The organism is Rhabdochlamydiaceae symbiont of Dictyostelium giganteum (assembly GCF_964291045.1).
GTDB lineage: Bacteria > Chlamydiota > Chlamydiia > Chlamydiales > Rhabdochlamydiaceae > PALSA-1444.
The window spans coordinates 302,235-319,705 of record NZ_OZ197277.1 but is presented as its reverse complement, the minus strand read 5'-3'; the positions used below and the strand labels follow the sequence as shown (position 1 = coordinate 319,705).

Annotated in this window: 14 protein-coding genes and 1 tRNA gene; 7 read left to right on the top strand and 8 right to left on the bottom strand. The window is 40.2% G+C overall.

Annotated features, from left to right (window positions below; genetic code table 11):
* Window positions 1-5: 5 nt before the first annotated feature.
* From ACI7T6_RS01165 to ACI7T6_RS01145, 5 genes are all read right to left on the bottom strand, one after another.
* A complete protein-coding gene (locus ACI7T6_RS01165) occupies window positions 6-1,874 on the bottom strand; it encodes a sulfatase-like hydrolase/transferase (protein WP_404665768.1) in 1,869 nt (622 codons plus the stop codon).
* Window positions 1,874-3,379, bottom strand: coding sequence for a hypothetical protein (locus ACI7T6_RS01160; RefSeq protein WP_404665767.1), 1,506 nt, complete (start codon window positions 3,377-3,379; stop codon window positions 1,874-1,876). The genes ACI7T6_RS01165 and ACI7T6_RS01160 overlap by 1 nt, the downstream gene beginning before the upstream one ends.
* A 68-nt stretch (window positions 3,380-3,447) precedes the next feature.
* Window positions 3,448-4,035, bottom strand: a complete 588-nt coding sequence (locus ACI7T6_RS01155; RefSeq protein ID WP_404665766.1) for a peroxiredoxin — start codon at window positions 4,033-4,035, stop codon at window positions 3,448-3,450.
* Window positions 4,036-4,056: 21 nt separating this feature from the next.
* Window positions 4,057-4,674: an MBL fold metallo-hydrolase gene (locus ACI7T6_RS01150; protein WP_404665765.1), complete on the bottom strand. Its 618-nt coding sequence runs from the start codon at window positions 4,672-4,674 to the stop codon at window positions 4,057-4,059.
* Between the two features lie 9 nt (window positions 4,675-4,683).
* A tRNA-Arg gene (locus ACI7T6_RS01145) sits at window positions 4,684-4,757 on the bottom strand.
* Between the two features lie 163 nt (window positions 4,758-4,920).
* Between ACI7T6_RS01145 and ACI7T6_RS01140 the strand changes: the two genes are divergently transcribed.
* On the top strand, window positions 4,921-5,505 hold the full coding sequence (locus ACI7T6_RS01140) for a 50S ribosomal protein L11 methyltransferase (protein ID WP_404665764.1): 585 nt from the start codon (window positions 4,921-4,923) through the stop codon (window positions 5,503-5,505).
* A 489-nt stretch (window positions 5,506-5,994) separates the two neighbouring features.
* Here the strand turns inward: ACI7T6_RS01140 and ACI7T6_RS01135 are convergent, their stop codons facing one another.
* Both ACI7T6_RS01135 and ACI7T6_RS01130 read right to left on the bottom strand, forming a co-directional pair.
* Window positions 5,995-7,551: an NTP/NDP exchange transporter gene (locus ACI7T6_RS01135; RefSeq protein WP_404665763.1), complete on the bottom strand. Its 1,557-nt coding sequence runs from the start codon at window positions 7,549-7,551 to the stop codon at window positions 5,995-5,997.
* Between the two features lie 186 nt (window positions 7,552-7,737).
* Window positions 7,738-8,256, bottom strand: a complete 519-nt coding sequence (locus tag ACI7T6_RS01130; RefSeq protein WP_404665762.1) for a hypothetical protein — start codon at window positions 8,254-8,256, stop codon at window positions 7,738-7,740.
* A 278-nt stretch (window positions 8,257-8,534) separates the two neighbouring features.
* On the opposite strand from ACI7T6_RS01130, the gene ACI7T6_RS01125 reads away from it, so the two are divergent.
* The 6 genes from ACI7T6_RS01125 to lepA all read left to right on the top strand — a co-directional run bounded on the left by ACI7T6_RS01125 (window position 8,535) and on the right by lepA (window position 16,314).
* A complete protein-coding gene (locus ACI7T6_RS01125; protein ID WP_404665761.1) occupies window positions 8,535-9,452 on the top strand; it encodes a metal ABC transporter solute-binding protein, Zn/Mn family in 918 nt (305 codons plus the stop codon).
* Entirely contained in the window at window positions 9,449-10,213 is a 765-nt protein-coding gene (locus tag ACI7T6_RS01120; protein WP_404665760.1) for a metal ABC transporter ATP-binding protein, read from the top strand. Before ACI7T6_RS01125 ends, ACI7T6_RS01120 begins: the two co-directional genes overlap by 4 nt.
* 13 nt (window positions 10,214-10,226) lie before the next feature.
* Window positions 10,227-11,495, top strand: a complete 1,269-nt coding sequence (locus ACI7T6_RS01115) for a metal ABC transporter permease (RefSeq protein ID WP_404665759.1) — start codon at window positions 10,227-10,229, stop codon at window positions 11,493-11,495.
* A complete protein-coding gene (locus ACI7T6_RS01110) occupies window positions 11,492-12,445 on the top strand; it encodes a metal ABC transporter permease (RefSeq protein ID WP_404665758.1) in 954 nt (317 codons plus the stop codon). The genes ACI7T6_RS01115 and ACI7T6_RS01110 overlap by 4 nt, the downstream gene beginning before the upstream one ends.
* 9 nt (window positions 12,446-12,454) lie before the next feature.
* Window positions 12,455-14,362, top strand: a complete 1,908-nt coding sequence (locus ACI7T6_RS01105; protein ID WP_404665757.1) for a site-2 protease family protein — start codon at window positions 12,455-12,457, stop codon at window positions 14,360-14,362.
* Window positions 14,363-14,505: 143 nt separating this feature from the next.
* Complete coding sequence (gene lepA / locus ACI7T6_RS01100; protein ID WP_404665756.1) at window positions 14,506-16,314, top strand: translation elongation factor 4; 1,809 nt, start codon at window positions 14,506-14,508, stop codon at window positions 16,312-16,314.
* Window positions 16,315-16,962: 648 nt separating this feature from the next.
* Here lepA and ACI7T6_RS01095 read toward each other — a convergent pair.
* Complete coding sequence (locus ACI7T6_RS01095; protein WP_404666119.1) at window positions 16,963-17,451, bottom strand: peptidylprolyl isomerase; 489 nt, start codon at window positions 17,449-17,451, stop codon at window positions 16,963-16,965.
* Window positions 17,452-17,471 lie beyond the last annotated feature (20 nt).

The window sequence follows — 17,471 nt, the reverse complement described above, 5'->3', positions numbered from 1 at the left end:
AATACTCATTTTGCAGGGGAAAATATTTCACTCAAGATCTTTTGATACCGCTTTTGAATGCGTAGAGGTTCTAAAGGTAGAGCGTTTTGCTGAGAGTCTTTCCAAGATAAGATCTCAATTTGAGATGTCGCATGATCTTGAGAAGGCAAGAGCCTAAAAATGCAGGTGTCAATGGGTGTTGTAATTAAAAATTCACGGGGAGAGTGCCCTCCCTGATATCTTGCCGAGAGCCGGTAGGAATCATCACTTACCTGCTCATCTAAAGCCTTTCCTTCAAACCATTCAGGGTAGGGAAAAGGACGAAAGAGATCATTTAAAAGCGTGGGGAAAATATCTATATGAGAGGCCATCTGAACCCCGGCATCTGCTTTTTGACTCCCCTTACGGTAATAAAGAGGAATTCTTGTTTGAAAACGGTTGAGGTGTGAGGCGTGAAAGAGCCTCTCCTCTTCAAAAAACTCTTCTCCGTGATCACTTGTGATGACAACAAACGCCTCTTTTTGCTGTGGGCTCTTATCTAGCTGATGAAAAAATCTTCCCATCAGCTCATCAATGTAATGAATGGCTGTTTCATACCGCTTTTTCACCTCATCTACACATTTTGGAAAGAGGAGGAGCTTTAAATAGTTAATCGGTTTATTAAGGTGTTGTAAAGGAGCGCTGTAATCAAAATGCGTCGACTCTAAGAAAATAATAAACACATGTCCTCTCTGATGGATTTGCATGCTTTGAATAAGAGTGTTAAAGCACTTTTGATCGTGGATAAAGCTTGGTTCATCTCCTGTTTCATCAGGAAAGACTTGATAGCTATCAGCAATATGGTGGTCCCTATCAAAAATCCCCTCATCCATTTGATAGAATTTAAGCTGTGAAGAAGAGAGCACATGAATCTGATAGCCTACTTTCTTTAAAATCTGTAGAGGAAGCGCTCCTAAACTCTCTTGAGATGCTGTTTTTTCTCTCCAGCAAATGGGGTACTTACTATGAAAGAGAGAAAACCATGAGAGAGGGGTTGCATTAGCAGCAGCTACTGCATAGGTTGGAGATCTACTTTGTTGTTTAAAGCGAGCAAGATGCGGCGCTAGCTTTTCTGTTATATAGTCATCTCTTAGGCTTTCAATGACAAAAAAATAGATGTTAGGAAGAGGCTTATTCTCTAAGCTTAAGTTTTCTAGCTGACCTGGATCGAATTTCTTATTCTCCCAAGGTAAGAATTTTCCAGGAACCGTGATGTGAAGAGATTTCTTTTGAATGAAGGTTCGTTTCCAAGGGAGTGCTTGGATGAGATAAGCCTCTTTTGGATTTTGAATAGTCAAACTAGATCTTTTTTTCTCTTGTACAATCAAGAATCCGCAAAGAAGCCCAAGAATCCCTCCGTAAAAACAAAGTGTTTGTAAAGATAGAGCTCTATGGTTTTTTTTCTCTGTGAGAAAAAATAGATAGATACCAAGGCCAAGGGTCAAGAGGCTGCTAAGACTCAGTAAACTCCACGCATATAGAGAAATATGACTTGATCTTAAAAACTCGATCATATTTTGCGGGGTTTCATGAAGATAGAGCATCATTGCTGACCAAACAGAGAGGTCCATAAACCGCATCAAGGGAACATCAATGAGCTGAAGAATAAAGAGGGTAAAAGAAATACATGCTACCACTCCTCCTAAACATCGATACCCTTTGTTCATGCACCAAGCCGTTATGATCATGATAGGCATCCACTGTAAGCTCAGCTGACAAAATGCGTGGAGAGTGTAGAAAAGATAGGTTGTTAAAGTGAGCTCCTCAATCACTCTAAGATGAAGTATAATTGAGATCCATGAGAGAAAAAATAAAGTGGCAAAATAGGGGATATTCAAGAAGAGTTTACCTTTCATCAAGCTTCCTTTTTCACATCAATGAGATAATAAATTAGCCCTTCAAAATCCCCCATCTGAATGTAGGCATATACTCTAGCTGGGCTAGCCCTTACCACTTCACAAAAGCCTGGCACATAGGAAAATAACTGATTAGACCCAAGTTCTTGCTTCATCCTTTTTGAAAAGTCTCCAATAAAGCTTGGCGCTTTAAATAAGCTCTCTAAGATCTCTTCAAGGCATTTAACAGTGTGCGGTGTTGAGAGAAAAAAAGCCATCGATTTTAGCGGATGAATATGCATCAGCTGAACCCGTTTTTTTTCTAGATCCCGGATCATGAGTCCAAGTTGAATGGGATGCGTTTTTGCTACTTTTTGAATCACATACAAAAGCATTTCCTCTTCTTCTGCAGTGAGTATAAGCTCTGAAAAAGGGTCCAAAATAGGTTCTTGAGTAAATTCTTTGGGTTGACACACGGTTTTATCTAAAGAGTGGTGACGAAAAAGCTGTTTGAGCTCACTTGCATCCCGGTTATCTTCACTTTGGAGTTGAACGATCCTTAAGTCATCTTTAAACCAACCGTTCATTTCATGAGATACATCTTGGAGTGTGATTTGCGTGAGAAGTTTTAAAGAAAGAGGAATGAGTGAGGAGGGGCTTACCTGAGGAAGGTTGTGGATTAAAAAGGGGATCCAGTAATTAGCGCTCTTTTGCGTTGAGAGCAAAGGGGCGCTATACTTTTTAAGTTTTTTCTTGAGTCTCCACACCGCATTAGTCAGCTCAATCTCTTTAAACCCTTCACTTTTCATATGATGAAGCGTCTTTAAACTCTTCATTAAAGGCCCCTCTTGCGACCGTAATTCTTTAAAGTGCTCTGCTGTAAAAGAGAGTGTTAACCCATTAACAGGAAGAAGATAGTCTAATTCTTGGGACTGTAAGTATCTGGGAAAGGCGTCTTGGATTTGATCTCTCATGCGGTAAGTTGCCATGAGCTGAATGAGGGCATGCGTCCATATTTTTTTTAAATCATCCACCCCTTCAAGCTGCAGGTGAGGCATTTTGTACACGAGGCGTAAATGAGAAGAGGGCGCTTGAATAAAGGTGAAAGTCCCCCCTTTTCGTAAAGGTTGAGAGCCATACTCTGTTAAAAACTGATGATACACTCTCAGTTGATACATCACGATCTGAGGAGCTACTTTCCCCACAATAATGCACCCCGTTAACCTCTTTCCCCCTTCAACTAAAGCGCCAATACACTCATCTCTTAACAAAGGAAAATCCCTTAGAAAAGAGTTTTTGGGACAGTCAAGCGATTTTACCTCAGGCTCGCCGCTCATGAGGTCTTGCATAACCCACCGGCAAGAAATCAATTCAGCTGGTGAGGGAAATAACCAAAGAGGCGCCTCTTCTGTGATTTCCCTCTTTTCAACATCAAGAGGAAAAGATAAAAAAGACGCCTCTCCCTGAACTCCTCTCATCAGCAAAAGCGCTAAGAGTACAAGACTAAAAACTGGCTTACTATGCATAGACTATCTTGAGTTAACCGTTTTAAAAAATAAAGCCCCTCTTTTGAAGAAGAGTCTTCACAGCAAGCTTAATCGGCTTTGAAATAGCTTTCAACTCCCTCTTGAGAAGGAACCATCATTTTATGCCCCTTTTTCCAATTGGCAGGACAGACAGAGCCCTCTTTTTGTGTAAAAATTAACGCATCAAGAACTCTTATCACTTCATCTACAGATCTTCCAATCGGTAAGTCGTTAATCAATTGGTGACGGATGATCCCTTCTTGATCTAAGATGAAAAGTCCCCTGTAAGCAATTCCTTCATGACTTAAGACCTGAAACTGCGTTGCAATCTCTTTATTTAAATCAGAAATCAGTGGATAAGAGACGCCTTGAATGCCCCCTTTCTCTTTAGACATAGATAACCAAGCTAAGTGAGAATAGACGCTATCTACTGAACAACCCACAACTTCTGCATTCCGTAGTTTGAATTCTTCTTTTGCCTCTTCAAAAGCGTGTAGCTCTGTAGGACAAACAAATGTGAAATTTAGCGGGTAGAAAAATAAAACGGTATAAGAGCCTCTATAGTTCTCTAGTGAGAACTGCTCTAAGATGTGCTGCTCTTTTGCAGCTGTTGCTGTAAAGGAGGGCGCTTTTTTTCCGATCAATACATGAGCCATATGTTCATTCCTATTTGCGTATTAAGATGATTTAATCCAAGCTTCTGCTTGAATGGTGGTGGACTCCCCGTGTCCTGGGTATACTACAGTGTCTAAAGGGAGCTTTCCTAGTTTTTGAAGAGACTGTTTCATGAAAAGAGGGTTAGACGTAGGAAAGCTGACATTTCCCATGCCTCCTTGAAAAAGCGTATCTCCTGAAAATAGTATATTCTCTTTTTTCATCCACAGGCAAACACTGCCTGGTGAATGACCAGGTGTTTCCATCACGTCAAACTCTAAACTCCCCTCTTCAATCACGTCCCCTTCTTTTAAGAAAAATGTTGTCTCAATGCCTTGTAAAGGAAAGAAAAGCGGAAGACCATCAGAGCCTGGATGCTTTAAGTTAGCGTAATCGTTTGCATGCACATACACATCAAGAGTAAACTGCTCTAAAAGAGAAGCGACATCTGCTGTATGATCCCAATGAGAGTGAGTTAAAATGACTTTCTTCAAAGAAAAAGAGGTTTGATGAAGAAGCTTTTGAATATGCTGTGTAATCCCTTGAGGAGCATCAATTAAAACAGCTGTCTTTGATTGTTCACAACCGATGAAATAGCCACAGGTTGCAATAGGTCCGCAAGTGAATTTTCTTAAAAACATAAGGGAAAATGCACCGGAGAGGATTTGAACCTCTGACCCCATGGTTCGTAGCCATGTACTCTATCCAACTGAGCTACCGGTGCATGAAACCTAATATTGTCAGGTAAATTTGGGATTTTGAGCAAGCATTTCTTCTTCAAAGAGCGGTTTTTATCACAGGAACTTCCTCAAAAAAAGGGATCTATTGCTCCTGAATGATAAAATCGTGGATAATGCATTTTAGTCTTTAGAGAAGGAAATTCAGATATGACACTTTGGTATGAGCAGTGGAAACTTTTTGCGCCTGGGTTTTCAGAGGGAAAAAGTCATCTCTTGCTTAAAGATTACGGAAAAGATGTCTCTTTATCTCTCTTACCCGGTCCTGGATTTGGAGATTTTTCTCACCCCACAACAAGGCTTACCTTAAAACTCCTCTCAAAATCTGTTCAAAGCCGAAATGTCATTGACATTGGATGTGGGAGCGGTATTTTATCTCTTGCAGCAGCGCTTCTTGGAGCCTCTTCTGTCTACGGTTATGATATTGATCCAGAAGCAGTCAGTCATGCCCGTGAAAATAATGTCATAAATCAACAAAAAGTTGTCTTTGGGCTTGCGCCCCCTGTACACATTCCTCCGCATTCTCTCATCTTAATGAATATGATCTCCTCAGAACAAGAAAGAGCTTTAAGTACCATCATCCCTTTTCTAAAGCCCCCTTTCCATCTCATCACATCAGGTGTTTTAGAAACAGAAATACCCAGCTATCTCAAATGGACAACTCTTCTTCACTTTGAAAAAACAGATTGTATCACCGAAGAGGGGTGGGCAGCTTTTGAATTTTTCGTCCCTTAAAGGCTCACCACTTTAATCCAAATCATATGCTCTTTTCATCTCTTTTGTAAGTCTTAGATGTTTAGCCCCATAAACTCTTCTACTCTTTAGTCCGATTATGATCATTAGATTATCAAAATTGCTCTTAGGTTATGCTAACTTTAATCCATTTGATTAAAGGAGGTCAAAAATCCAAGCTCAAGCCTATTTGTGAAAACAATGACGAGATACCGTTAAAAAGCTGCGGTAGAAAATATGGATGCATAGAGGAAAAAGCGGAAGTTTAAAGGAATAGGCATCTAAATAGGACAAGAGGGGTTATGATTGTTAAGGTGGACATAAGCTTATCAAGTAAGAATGAAAATGCTTGAAAAAAGGAGGGCCCGTGCCCCTTTTTTTAATGCATTTTGTTTATTGTTTAATGTTATGTAATACACATAAGACATAAAAAAACCCCTTTTCCAGATCTCTGAAAAAGGGGTTTTTAGATTGAGAATCTATCTAGAAAACTTATGTTGTTGATTTTGCAACAACAGGCTCTCCAGATTTTACTCTCTCTTCTTTTTCATTCGTGAGTGTGCTGTAAAGCTCTCCGAGTGATTTTGCAGCCCATAACCAAGCAAAAATAATTGCAAAGAGAATGATCGCAATATAAGGTGTGATTGCTGTGATAGATCCGAAAAGAATAATTAATCCTTGATTGATTAACGATCCGCCAGATTTACCAAGTCTTGCTCCCACAACGTCAATTGCAGCTTTCCCTTTCACTTTCACTTCTTGGTCAAGAGGGATGTAGGCCATCTCTTTTGTTGGATCAAAAAGAGAGTACTTTGTAGCTTTACTCATGATGTTTTGAGCTTGCCCAAACATCACAGCTAACATGAGAGGAGATGTTCCTAACATAGCTACAAGTCCTGTTAGAGAATCTCTAAAGATGATGAACGCAAAGAATCCAGCTCCTGTGATCAAAATCACAATAGGAGTGATAAGAGCCCCTGTTGTCCAACCGAAACGTCTTAAGATGTTACTGCTAACAAACAGCATCATGAAAAGCGTTACAGCACCTGTTAATGTAGAGTATTCTCCCATGAATGCTGAGTAGTCGTTAGAATTAGAATACATCAACTTCACTTGGTTTTTCCAAGTCACTTCAACAAGGTTAATCGCCACACCGTAAGAAATCACTAAAATCGCAAGAAGTCCTACATATTTAGACTGCGCTAAATATTTAAAGCTTTCTCCTAAAGACATTTTAGGTTTTGATTTCTTCGCTTTTGTCACTTCTGCAGGCTCATAGAATCTTGCATCTGTAAGGACGTTTTTGTTGATCCATGCATAAATGGCCATCACAATTAATCCAGAAGCTACAACCATTCCAATCAGATAGTTTAAAGTCACTCCCCATGCATCAACGCCAGCTGGGATCTTATCTTGGATTTTAGAGAAATAAATGATAAGCGGGCCAGAAACAAGCATCGCAATGTTTGCACCAACGCCAAGAGCTCCGTAGAATCTTTTGGATTCTGAAGGACGTGTTGTGTCGTTAGCAAATCCCCAGAACAGAAGAGAAAGAGCTACGCTTCCCCATAGTTCAGACATGATGTAGAAAAGAGCGTAAGTCCAATTTCTAAAAATCGCAACAAGTCCGCTAAGTCCTTGTGGCAATACAGCTTGAAGCTTATCAGCTAGCTCTGTTGGGTGGAGTATTTCTTTATTCGGATAAAGAACAAGAGCAAATAAAGCAAAAAATCCAATGAATGTTGAGATCATTGTGTAAAACAATTTTGGCTTACTTAAGATATTACTCAGTTTTGAGTAAACAATCATAAACAAGATCGCAAAAGGGAGAACTCCCCACAATTTTAAGAAAGGGATTGCTTCAGCACCAGATCCTGGAGCTGTGACAATCAGAGAATCTTTTGTATCGCGAAGAATTGTATAATTAAAGTTGATAAAAAAGAACATTAAGGCCATGGGAAGGAATTTTTTCAATTCCCATGTGTGAATTGGCCATAGGTATGACCGCAACTTCCCAAATTGAGTTGTTGTATTCGTTTGTGTAGACATTTATGTTGTTTCCTCTAGGTTACAAACTCTAATTCAGACAAAAGACGAAAGTCTTCTCTGATGGTTTTAGAGAAAAACATTTTAGCACACTCTAGAGAATTTTCAAATTAAAAAAAATAATGGTGATATTAAAGAGAAAAGAGTTTTAAGCTCAGGCTTAAAACTCTTCTAAGAACACGTGAGAAATTACTTGCTTGTTTGATTGAAAAATTCGTTTGCAAGTTGATGACTGTTAATTGCTTCAACATAAGCATTCCAGAGTTCTGGCTCAAGTCTGTTATGACGAATAGAAGAGATCAGCTCTCTTTTACATACAGCCATGGATCTTTTAGGAGAGAGAACAGAAACCATCTCTTTATCTCCAGCAAGTTTAGCAATTGCGAGCATTCTTTCAATTTGAGTCTTAGTAAAAGTTAAATGGTCTTTTCTTTTACGAGATCCTCTTGGAGCGCGCTGCTTAGGAGTGACCATACCTGGTCTATCTGCATTGATGATAAATTTCTCAATCATGGCTCCCAGTTCACCTGGCTGCTTTGTTTTCATTTTTTTTAAAGTAAAATGATGCATATAGCCTCCGCTATTCATAGGAATATAACGGCAGATATCGTTTTCCCTTTTAGCACCCACTTTCTTAATTGCACGGGAAATAATTTCTTCAATATCTTTTAAGCTTTTTGTCTTAGACCCTATAGTCTCTTGGCTCATTTTCTTTACTCCTTTAAATTACCGTTTTTTTCGAATTCTATAAAAAATATAATATTTTTGCAATCCAAATAAACTAAGTTTGATTTTTTTTAAGAATATTAAAACTATCTCGTAACTAGAATTCGTATCATTTGAATAAGAATGATCACATTTGACTAACTTTGAAACTTTGTGCACAAAACGGCAGTTTTGATTTACCGATAGGATCTTATTGGATAGTTTGTCATAATAAGATCATGAAATGTTGGATGATGCGTTTTTGTTACGCTGCAATGATAATGTTTTTAATCGGGTGTGAAAAACCCTCCTCTAAGCTGAGTGAATGGAAAGCTGACAGTGCTCATGTAAAAGTCCTATGCACAAATGCGATTATTCACGATCTTGTCACAAGGGTAGGCGGTGAGAGGATCTTCTCTCTTTCTCTCATTGATCCTTTAATTGATCCTCATAGTTATGAAATGCGTAAGGGAGATGAAGAAAAATTCCTTTCTGCGCAAGTCATCTTCTTTAATGGACTTGGGCTTGAACACAGCCCCAGTTTGCTTAAGCACCTGTTATCTCACCCCTCTGCTTGCTGTTTAGGGGACTTCATTACCATTAAAGATCCCTCTCTTATCTTAGAAGATAAAGGTCAAGTCGATCCCCATATTTGGCTAGATACCCTTTTATGGTCTTATACTATTGATCCTATTGTAGAAAAGCTCTCTACCTTTGACCCTGAAGGTAAGGATTACTATGAACAAAAAGGCGCTGAAACCAAAGCCTCTCTTCTTACTCTACACCATTTGATGCTAGAAACCTTTCATAGGATACCCTCTCAAAAAAAACACCTCGTTTCCAGTCACGACGCCTTTAATTACTTTACGAGACGGTATTTAGTGGAAAACCCTCTTCAAGATTGGAGAGATTATTTTTGTGCTCCTGAAGGGCTAGCCCCTGATGGGCAGCTTAGCTTTTATGATTTAAAAAGAGTGATTGCATATATTCAGAAACATCACGTGAAAGTGGTTTTTTCAGAAACAAATGTGAGCCAAGACTCTCTTCGAAAAATTGTCGATATTTGCCAATCTGAAGCGTATGACGTAAAAATTTATCCCTCTCATCTTCTTTCTGACACGTTAGGAGATCACAACTCTTATGAATCCATGATGAAACATAATCTCTCTGTATTAGTGAAAGCATGGAGTGAAACATGAGCGCCATTGATATTTGTGACTTAAGTGTTAACTACTATACAACAGCTGTTTTGTGGAATATATCCTGCTCACTCCCAGAAGGAGCTCTCATTGGAATTATTGGCCCTAATGGAGCGGGTAAAAGTACTCTTTTAAAAGCGATGCTAGGACTTGTTGAGCCAGCTCACGGAACAGTCCATTTTTTAGGACGCCCTTTAAAAGAGGTGCGTAAAGACATCGCCTATATCCCGCAAAAGTCCTCTATTGACTGGGACTTTCCCATCACAGCCTATGAACTTGTGCTCATGGGAAGATACCCCCTAATGCCTCTTTTAAAATGGCCCTCTTCTCAAGATCACGCCTTAGTGAAAGAGTCACTCCGTGCTGTAGAAATGGAAGAGTTTGCTCATAGACCCATTAGCCAGCTCTCAGGAGGTCAGCAGCAGAGGTTATTTGTCGCAAGGGCGCTAGCTCAAGAGGCTTTAGTCTTCCTTTTAGATGAGCCGTTTTCAGGCATTGATCTATCGACGGAAAAAGCGCTTCTTAATCTTTTTGAAAAGCTGAAAACCCAAGGTAAGACCGTCGTGATTGTCCATCACGATTTAGCAACCGCCAAACATGTGTTTGATTGGGTTGTCATGCTCAACACGTGTCTCATTGCCTCAGGCCCCACACACACTGTTCTCACCCCGCAAAATCTCACCAAAACCTATGGAAGAGGCTCTCATCTTTTAGAAGAGGCTGTTTTACTGTCTCAAAAGCAAACCTCGGGGTTTAAATAGAGATGAAAAGTTCATGAACTGGCTTAATCTCTTCTCCTTTTTTCAAGACCCTATCATTAAAACCTCCCTTTTAGGGACTTTGGGAATGGCCCTTTCCTCTTCCATCATGGGAGCGCTTCTCTTTGTGAGAAAACGGTCTTTAATGGGAGAAACACTATCTCATGCGGCATTTCCAGGGGTTTTATTAGGGTCTCTTACCCCTTTTGTCTTTGGTTTGGATCCTTTCACCTGGAACTTTTATGGAATGACAGCAGGCGGCTTTATCTTTGCTCTTCTTGGCTTAAAGTGTGTTGACTGGATGGAGAAAAAAGGGAAAGTAAAAGCTGATTCTGCCCTCACATGGACGCTAGCTTCTTGGATGGGATGGGGCGTTCTTATAGCTAGTATTTTTCAACAAACTCACCCTACAGAGTACCGTTTATCGCTGTTATACCTCTATGGGCAAGTGGTCACCATGACTCTTATACAAGCTCAAATCTATGCTGTATTTGCTCTTGTTGTGACCTGTTTTATCACTCTTACGTATCCTTATCTTAAATGGCTCTACTTTGATCCTACTCATGCTAGGCTTTTAGGATTTAAAGCCCGTTTATTAGAACTCATCACCTTTACACTCATTGTATTAACCATTATTTTAGGGATCAAAAGCGTAGGTGTTGTTTTAATGGTAGGGATGTTAGTAGGCCCGCCTATTGCGGCAAGACCTTGGACCATTCGGTTTTCAACCCTCATCATGACAGCTGCCCTCTTTGGAGTGCTCTCTGCTCTTATCGGAGCTCTTCTCTCTGTTAAACTCTCCTCACAGGCTCTTTCTCTTCCAACAGGCCCTATCATTTTATTAACCACTTCCTTTTTTTGTCTGTTAAGTCTTCTCTTTGCCCCTTACCAAGGGCTGATCATGCGGCTCATTCGGATGCAGCAGTTTAAGCTCCGGTGCCAAATGGAAAATAGCTTGAAACAGCTTTGGAAAAACCCCGTAACAGATATAAAAATGCCTTTTTATATTGAAGGGCTTTTGAAATGGAAAGGGTTTCTCTCTTCAGATAAGAAGCTCTCCTCTAAGGGAGTCCTAGAAGCTGAGAAAATTGTGCGGCTTCATAGGTTATGGGAAGTGTATCTTGTAGAACACTTAGGACAAAGAGCAGAAGGCGTTCATCAAACAGCTGAAGAACTCGAGCACCTCTTCTCCCCATCTCTTGAAAAAAAGCTCTCTTCACTTCTCAATAATCCAGAGCTTGACCCTCACCATCAACCGATACCCCCTCGTCAGGAGCCTTTATGAATCCTTATTGGGGCTCTGGGTTTTTTGATTTTTTTAGTATTCTTTTTTACCGGCTGATGGGAAAAATGCCGCTTTCTCAGCTAGCTCCTGATGAAGTGCAGCTCATCATACTCCTTTGCATCACCATTTCTATGGGCCTTTTAGGCGTTTTTCTCTCGCTTCGTAAAATGACGATGCTAGCTAATTCTTTATCTCACACAACGCTTCTAGGGATTGTACTCTGCTTTCTCTTGCTAAAAACACCTGTTCACACGCTCATGATGAACCCTTTAACCCTTTTGCTATCGAGTTTAATCTCCTGTTGCCTCACTCTCATCTTAACAGAGCTCAGCCATAAACTGTTTAAACTGCAAGAAGACGCCTCCATAGGGCTTGTGTTTACGACTCTCTTTGCGCTTAGCATCTTACTCATCACGGTCTTTACACGAAATGCTCACTTAGGCACTGAAGTGATTACAGGCAATGTCGACGCCTTAAGTATTCACGATATTCCCTATACCGTCTTATCAACATTGGGAATAACTCTAGTCACTTGTCTATTTTATAGAGCGTGGGTGATCTCTGCTTTTGATGTAGAGTTTGCCTACTTAGCTGGATTTTCCATCCGCTTTCATCACATCATTCAGCTTTTTCTGACAGCTCTTGCCTTGATTGTCTCCATGAGAGCAGTCGGCGTTCTTCTTGCGCTCTCTTTTTTGATTAGCCCTGTGTTAATTGCAAGGCAATGGAGCAAGAAAGTCTCTTCTTTACTTTTTTTAAGCTTAAGCTTGGGGCTAAGTTTTTCTTTTCTAGGAGTGGCTCTTTCTCGCCATATTCTCTCTTATACCCAAGTCCCTGTCTCTACAGGCGGCTTAATTGTGACCCTTTTATCGCTTGCCTACTTTGTGTCTACTGCATTGACTTTTAGACAGAAGATAAGGTTTAATGACTCAACCCCGCTCTCAAAATGAGGCCCGTTCATGATACTTTTAAACATATTATATATTCTTCTAGCTGTTTTAGGACTTGGATTTCTCGTTTTTATCCATGAACTTGGCCACTACTTTGCTGCCAAAAAATCGGGAATGAAAATTGAAATCTTCTCAATTGGCTTTGGTCCGATTTTATATAAGTGGGAACAAAATGCAGTGCAGTGGCAACTCTGCCTTCTCCCTTTTGGAGGGTATGTCCGCATTGCAGGGATGGAGAAAAAAGGGTCTTTAGAGCCTCATCAAATTCCTCACGGATTTTATGGAAAAAGCCCTATTCAAAGAATTATTGTAGCGCTTGCTGGCCCTATTGTTAACATTGTCTTTGCCCTTCTTGCTTTTACACTCATCTGGCTATGCGGAGGACAGCAAAAACCTTTTCAAGAGATGACCCGTTTTGTGGGATTTGTGGGGTCTTATTCCTCCTTAAATGAGCAACATGTTAAGCCTGGTGATATCCTAAGTAGTTTTAATCAAAAGCCGTTTGATGGCTATTCTGATCTTTTGATGAAAGTAGCCCTCACAGGAAAAGAGTCGTCTCTTCAAGGAAGCCATATCAACTATTTCAAAGAGACAAAGCGCCCCTTTACAGCTATTTTACCCTCTGCTGCAAATCCTTCACTCCGTATTGATCAGCTAGGCATTTTACCTGCTCAATATTTACTGATTGATCAAGTTCTCTCTCAGAGAGCCTCCGTAGATCAAGCTCTTTTTCCAAGGGACCGTTTACTGTGGGCAAATGGACATCTTCTCTTTTCTCAAAAGCAGCTCTCTTCGATTTTGAATCAGCAAGAGGCGTTTTTAACGGTTAAACGGAATCATAAAATCCTGCATATTGTCACCCCTAGAATCCAGATTGAAGATCTTCGGTTAAGCCCCTCTTTTAAAAATGAACTAGATGATTGGAGATACGCACTTAAAGAGCCGTCTAAACTCTTTCATCTTTACTTCATACCCTATCAAATCTCTTCAGAGGGCATTGTGGAAGATCATCTTGCCTTTATGAATGAAGAGGCTGAAGAAGTGACGCTACACTCTTATAGAGAGGATCACTCTCTTTTACAACCAGGAGATGCAATCGTAGCTGTCAACGGGGTGCCCATGACAGATCCTTTTACGATTTTTAAAGCGCTTCAAGAAAGTGTCGCTCTTCTCATTGTGCAAAAAGAGGCTCCTACCCCTCTTGGGTTATGGAACGAGGCAAATGCTCATTTCTTAGCTTCTTTTAAAGTGCAAGACCTCGTAAAAATTGCGGGAACAATTGGAACCTCTCAACCCATCACGAGCTATCATGATTTAAGAGTTGTCACTGTCCCCTTAAAGCCTTTCATAGAGCTCAATTTTACCCCAGAACTCAAAAGTCAAATTGAGATGCAATATGCCGTGCAAAGAAAAGAGATTGAAAAAATACATGACCTAGCTCAAAAAGAAGAGCAGCTCTCTCTTCTTCAGCAAAATCAAGAGAGACTCTCTTTAGGGATTACGCTAAAAGATCAAGTCGTCACCTACAACCCGCTTCCCACGAAGCAGTTCTCCCGTGTCTTTCATAACGCTTGGGAAACGCTTGCCAACTTCTTTACAGGCTCGCTATCTCCTAAATCGATGAGCGGACCTGTAGGGATTGTCCAGGCACTTCAACACAGCTTTGCAAGTAGCTTAACCGATGCTCTTTTTTGGCTGGGGTTTGTTAGCCTGAATTTAGCTGTGTTAAATCTTCTTCCCATACCTGTACTTGATGGGGGCCACATTGTGTTTGCTTTGATTGAACTCATCACAGGAAAGCCATTAAGAGCAAAAACCATGGAGAAATGGGTCCTTCCATTCCTTGTGCTCCTCATGATGCTTTTTGTCTATTTGACGTATCAAGATATTGTGAGGCTCCTACGTACATTTTTCTGATCTTCAAAACAGCTATTTTTAAAGTAAGGGTTTTAACACTCAAAAGTTAAGACCCTAAATTTTTTCCTCCTTAGGAAGAATATTTTCCTTGCCTACCTCTCTTACTTTCCCTAAAATCATTAGACGATCCTACACAGGTAAACATGTCATCTTATCAACGTCAACTTATTCGGAACTTTTCTATCATAGCGCATATCGACCATGGTAAATCCACGATTGCAGACCGTCTTCTTCAGCTCACAGGAACGATTCCTGATAGGGAAATGGAAAACCAAGTCTTAGATAAAATGGATCTTGAAAGAGAACGGGGCATTACCATTAAAGCTCACCCTGTCACCATGCACTACTTAGCAGATGATGGCCTAACCTATCAAATTAACTTAATCGATACGCCAGGACATGTTGACTTCTCGTATGAAGTATCAAGGTCTCTTTCTGCTTGTGAAGGAGCGATCCTCATTGTCGATGCAGCTCAAGGGGTTCAAGCGCAAAGTCTTGCAAACGTTCATTTGGCTGTTGAGCGAGATCTAGAGATCCTTCCTGTCATTAATAAAATTGACCTCCCATCTGCAGATGTCGACTCTGTAAAAAAGCAGATCGAAGAGGTGATTGGCCTAGACGCTTCTAACGCTGTTTTATGCTCAGCTAAAATGGGAGTCGGGATTAAAGATATTTTAGAAAACATCATTGTTCTTTTCCCCCCTCCTAAAGAGCCTAAAGATAATATCTTGCGCGCTCTTATCTTTGACTCTCATTATGACACCTACCGCGGTGTGATGATCTATGTCAGAGTAATCAGCGGAGAAATCACAAAAAAATCACCTATACTCATGATGATCACAGGAAAAACCTATGAAGTGCTTGAAGTGGGTATTTTTACTCCTGAGGCTAAAGTGGTAGACACTTTAAGGCCAGGAGAGGTGGGTTACGTCATTGCCAATATCAAAAATACAGCCGACATTAAAATTGGAGATACTCTCACCTCTTCTAAAGAGCCTGCTAAAGAAGCGCTGCCAGGATTCCGGGTGATTTCCCCTGTGGTCTTTGCAGGGATCTACCCTGTTGATTCAAGTGACTTTGAAATGCTCCGCGATGCGCTTTATAAACTTCAGCTTAATGACTCAGCTCTTTATGTTGAGCAAGAAAGTAGCATGGCGCTTGGCTTTGGATTTCGGTGCGGATTTTTAGGGCTTCTGCATTTAGAAATTGTCTTTGAAAGACTTCAGCGCCACTTTAACCTTGATATCATCACCACAGCACCCTCTGTTGTGTATAAGTTCACACTTTCTAACGGTGAGGAAAAACTGATTGATAACGTCGCTCACTATCCAGATCCAGCTCATATTGAATCGATTGAAGAGCCTTGGGTGAAATGCCACATCATGACTCCAGCTGACTATTTAGGAGCTATTATGGGACTTGGTATGGAAAAACGGGGACGGCTTGAAAAAACAGACTCTGTAAATGGAAACCGCCTCCTTCTCACCTACATTTTTCCTCTTAATGAAATCATTACCGACTTTAACGATAAGCTAAAATCTGTCACAAGAGGGTACGGCTCATTTGATTATGAACCTGATCACTACCATGAAAGCGATATCATTAAACTTGAAATCCGGGTCAATGATGAGCCAGTTGATGCCTTCTCTTGCCTAGTACACCGGTCAAAAGCAGAAGGAAAGGGAAGAGCAATTTGTAAAAAACTGATTGAAGTGATCCCAATGCAGCAGTTTAAAGTTCCTATTCAAGCTGCAATTGGGGGAAAAGTGATCGCAAGAGAAACCATACGCGCGATTACGAAAAACGTCACTGCAAAATGTTATGGCGGTGACATTACCCGTAAAAGAAAGCTGTGGGAAAAGCAAAAAGAAGGAAAAAAACGGATGAAAGAGATTGGACGGGTGAATATCCCGCAATCCGCTTTCATGGAAGTCCTAAAAGCCAGTGAATAACGTCACATTTGCTGAAAAAACCTTTGTTAAAAGCCATTTTAAAGGGTTAGGTTAACTCCTAACCCTTCTGATTAAGAGGAATATCTTTCTTCTAAGGCAATAATGGAGGGTGCTATCCCTTAAGTCTTATTCTGTAATCTCTTTCCATCCTTAACCTAAGCTCTTAAAGAGATGGCCTAACCAGCGCACCCTCTTAACTTTTCAAAAGAGCTCTTCTCATCCAAACACAAGAGCGATGTTCTCTTTTTGATGATTAAGAAGCGGTTGCTTTTTGTTTTTTTTAATACAGGACGATTTGATTTAAATAATAAGGCTCAAGACTCAAAGAAAATGCTTTAAAAAGTAGATCGGTCTTAGAGGGATAGGTGGTATCATCTAAGAGAAAGTTTCATTTTTTCATCAAATACTACCTATTAGCTGTAATATATAACAGAAAATAGATGTGAGGCTTTGATGGATCTATCTAAGAGATTTAAACAATGCTGTGAATTTTTTCGAAAGATTTCAAAAAAAATGCAGAAGAGATAGAGGCAATCTAGTTGACGCTTAGGAACATTATGAAGGATTTTTTTGATGAGCTTAAAATAGACCCCAAGATCAAGGAGAGATTCATCTCCTTGATCTTGCATCACTTGCTACTGAGGAAAATTACTCTTGTGCAGGAAGTACTGTGATCGATTGAATTTGGGTTGAAATTGAAGTTCTTCCACTTGAAGATCCTGTTGACTCAATCTTTTGAATCACATCGTACCCTTTCACAACTTTCCCAAAAATCGTGTGTTTGTTGGTGAGCCAAGGGGTAGCTGTTGTTGTGATAAAGAACTGGCTTCCATTGGTGTTAGGACCTCTATTTGCCATGGCAAGAATCCCTTCTTTATCAAATTTAAGCGTTGGATGAAACTCATCTTCAAATGTGTCTCCCCAGATTGACTCTCCCCCTGTTCCATTTCCCTTAGGATCTCCCCCTTGGATCATGAAATTGGGAATCACGCGGTGAAAAGATGTACCATTATAATACCCTTTTTCTGCAAGTTTGAGAAAGTTCTCACATGTTTTAGGAGCATTTTCCGTGAAAAGCTCAATTTCAAAAGAACCTTGGGTTGTTGTTACAAGAACAACAGGATGATTTTTGTTCATAATTTCCTTTCCTTGAGTAA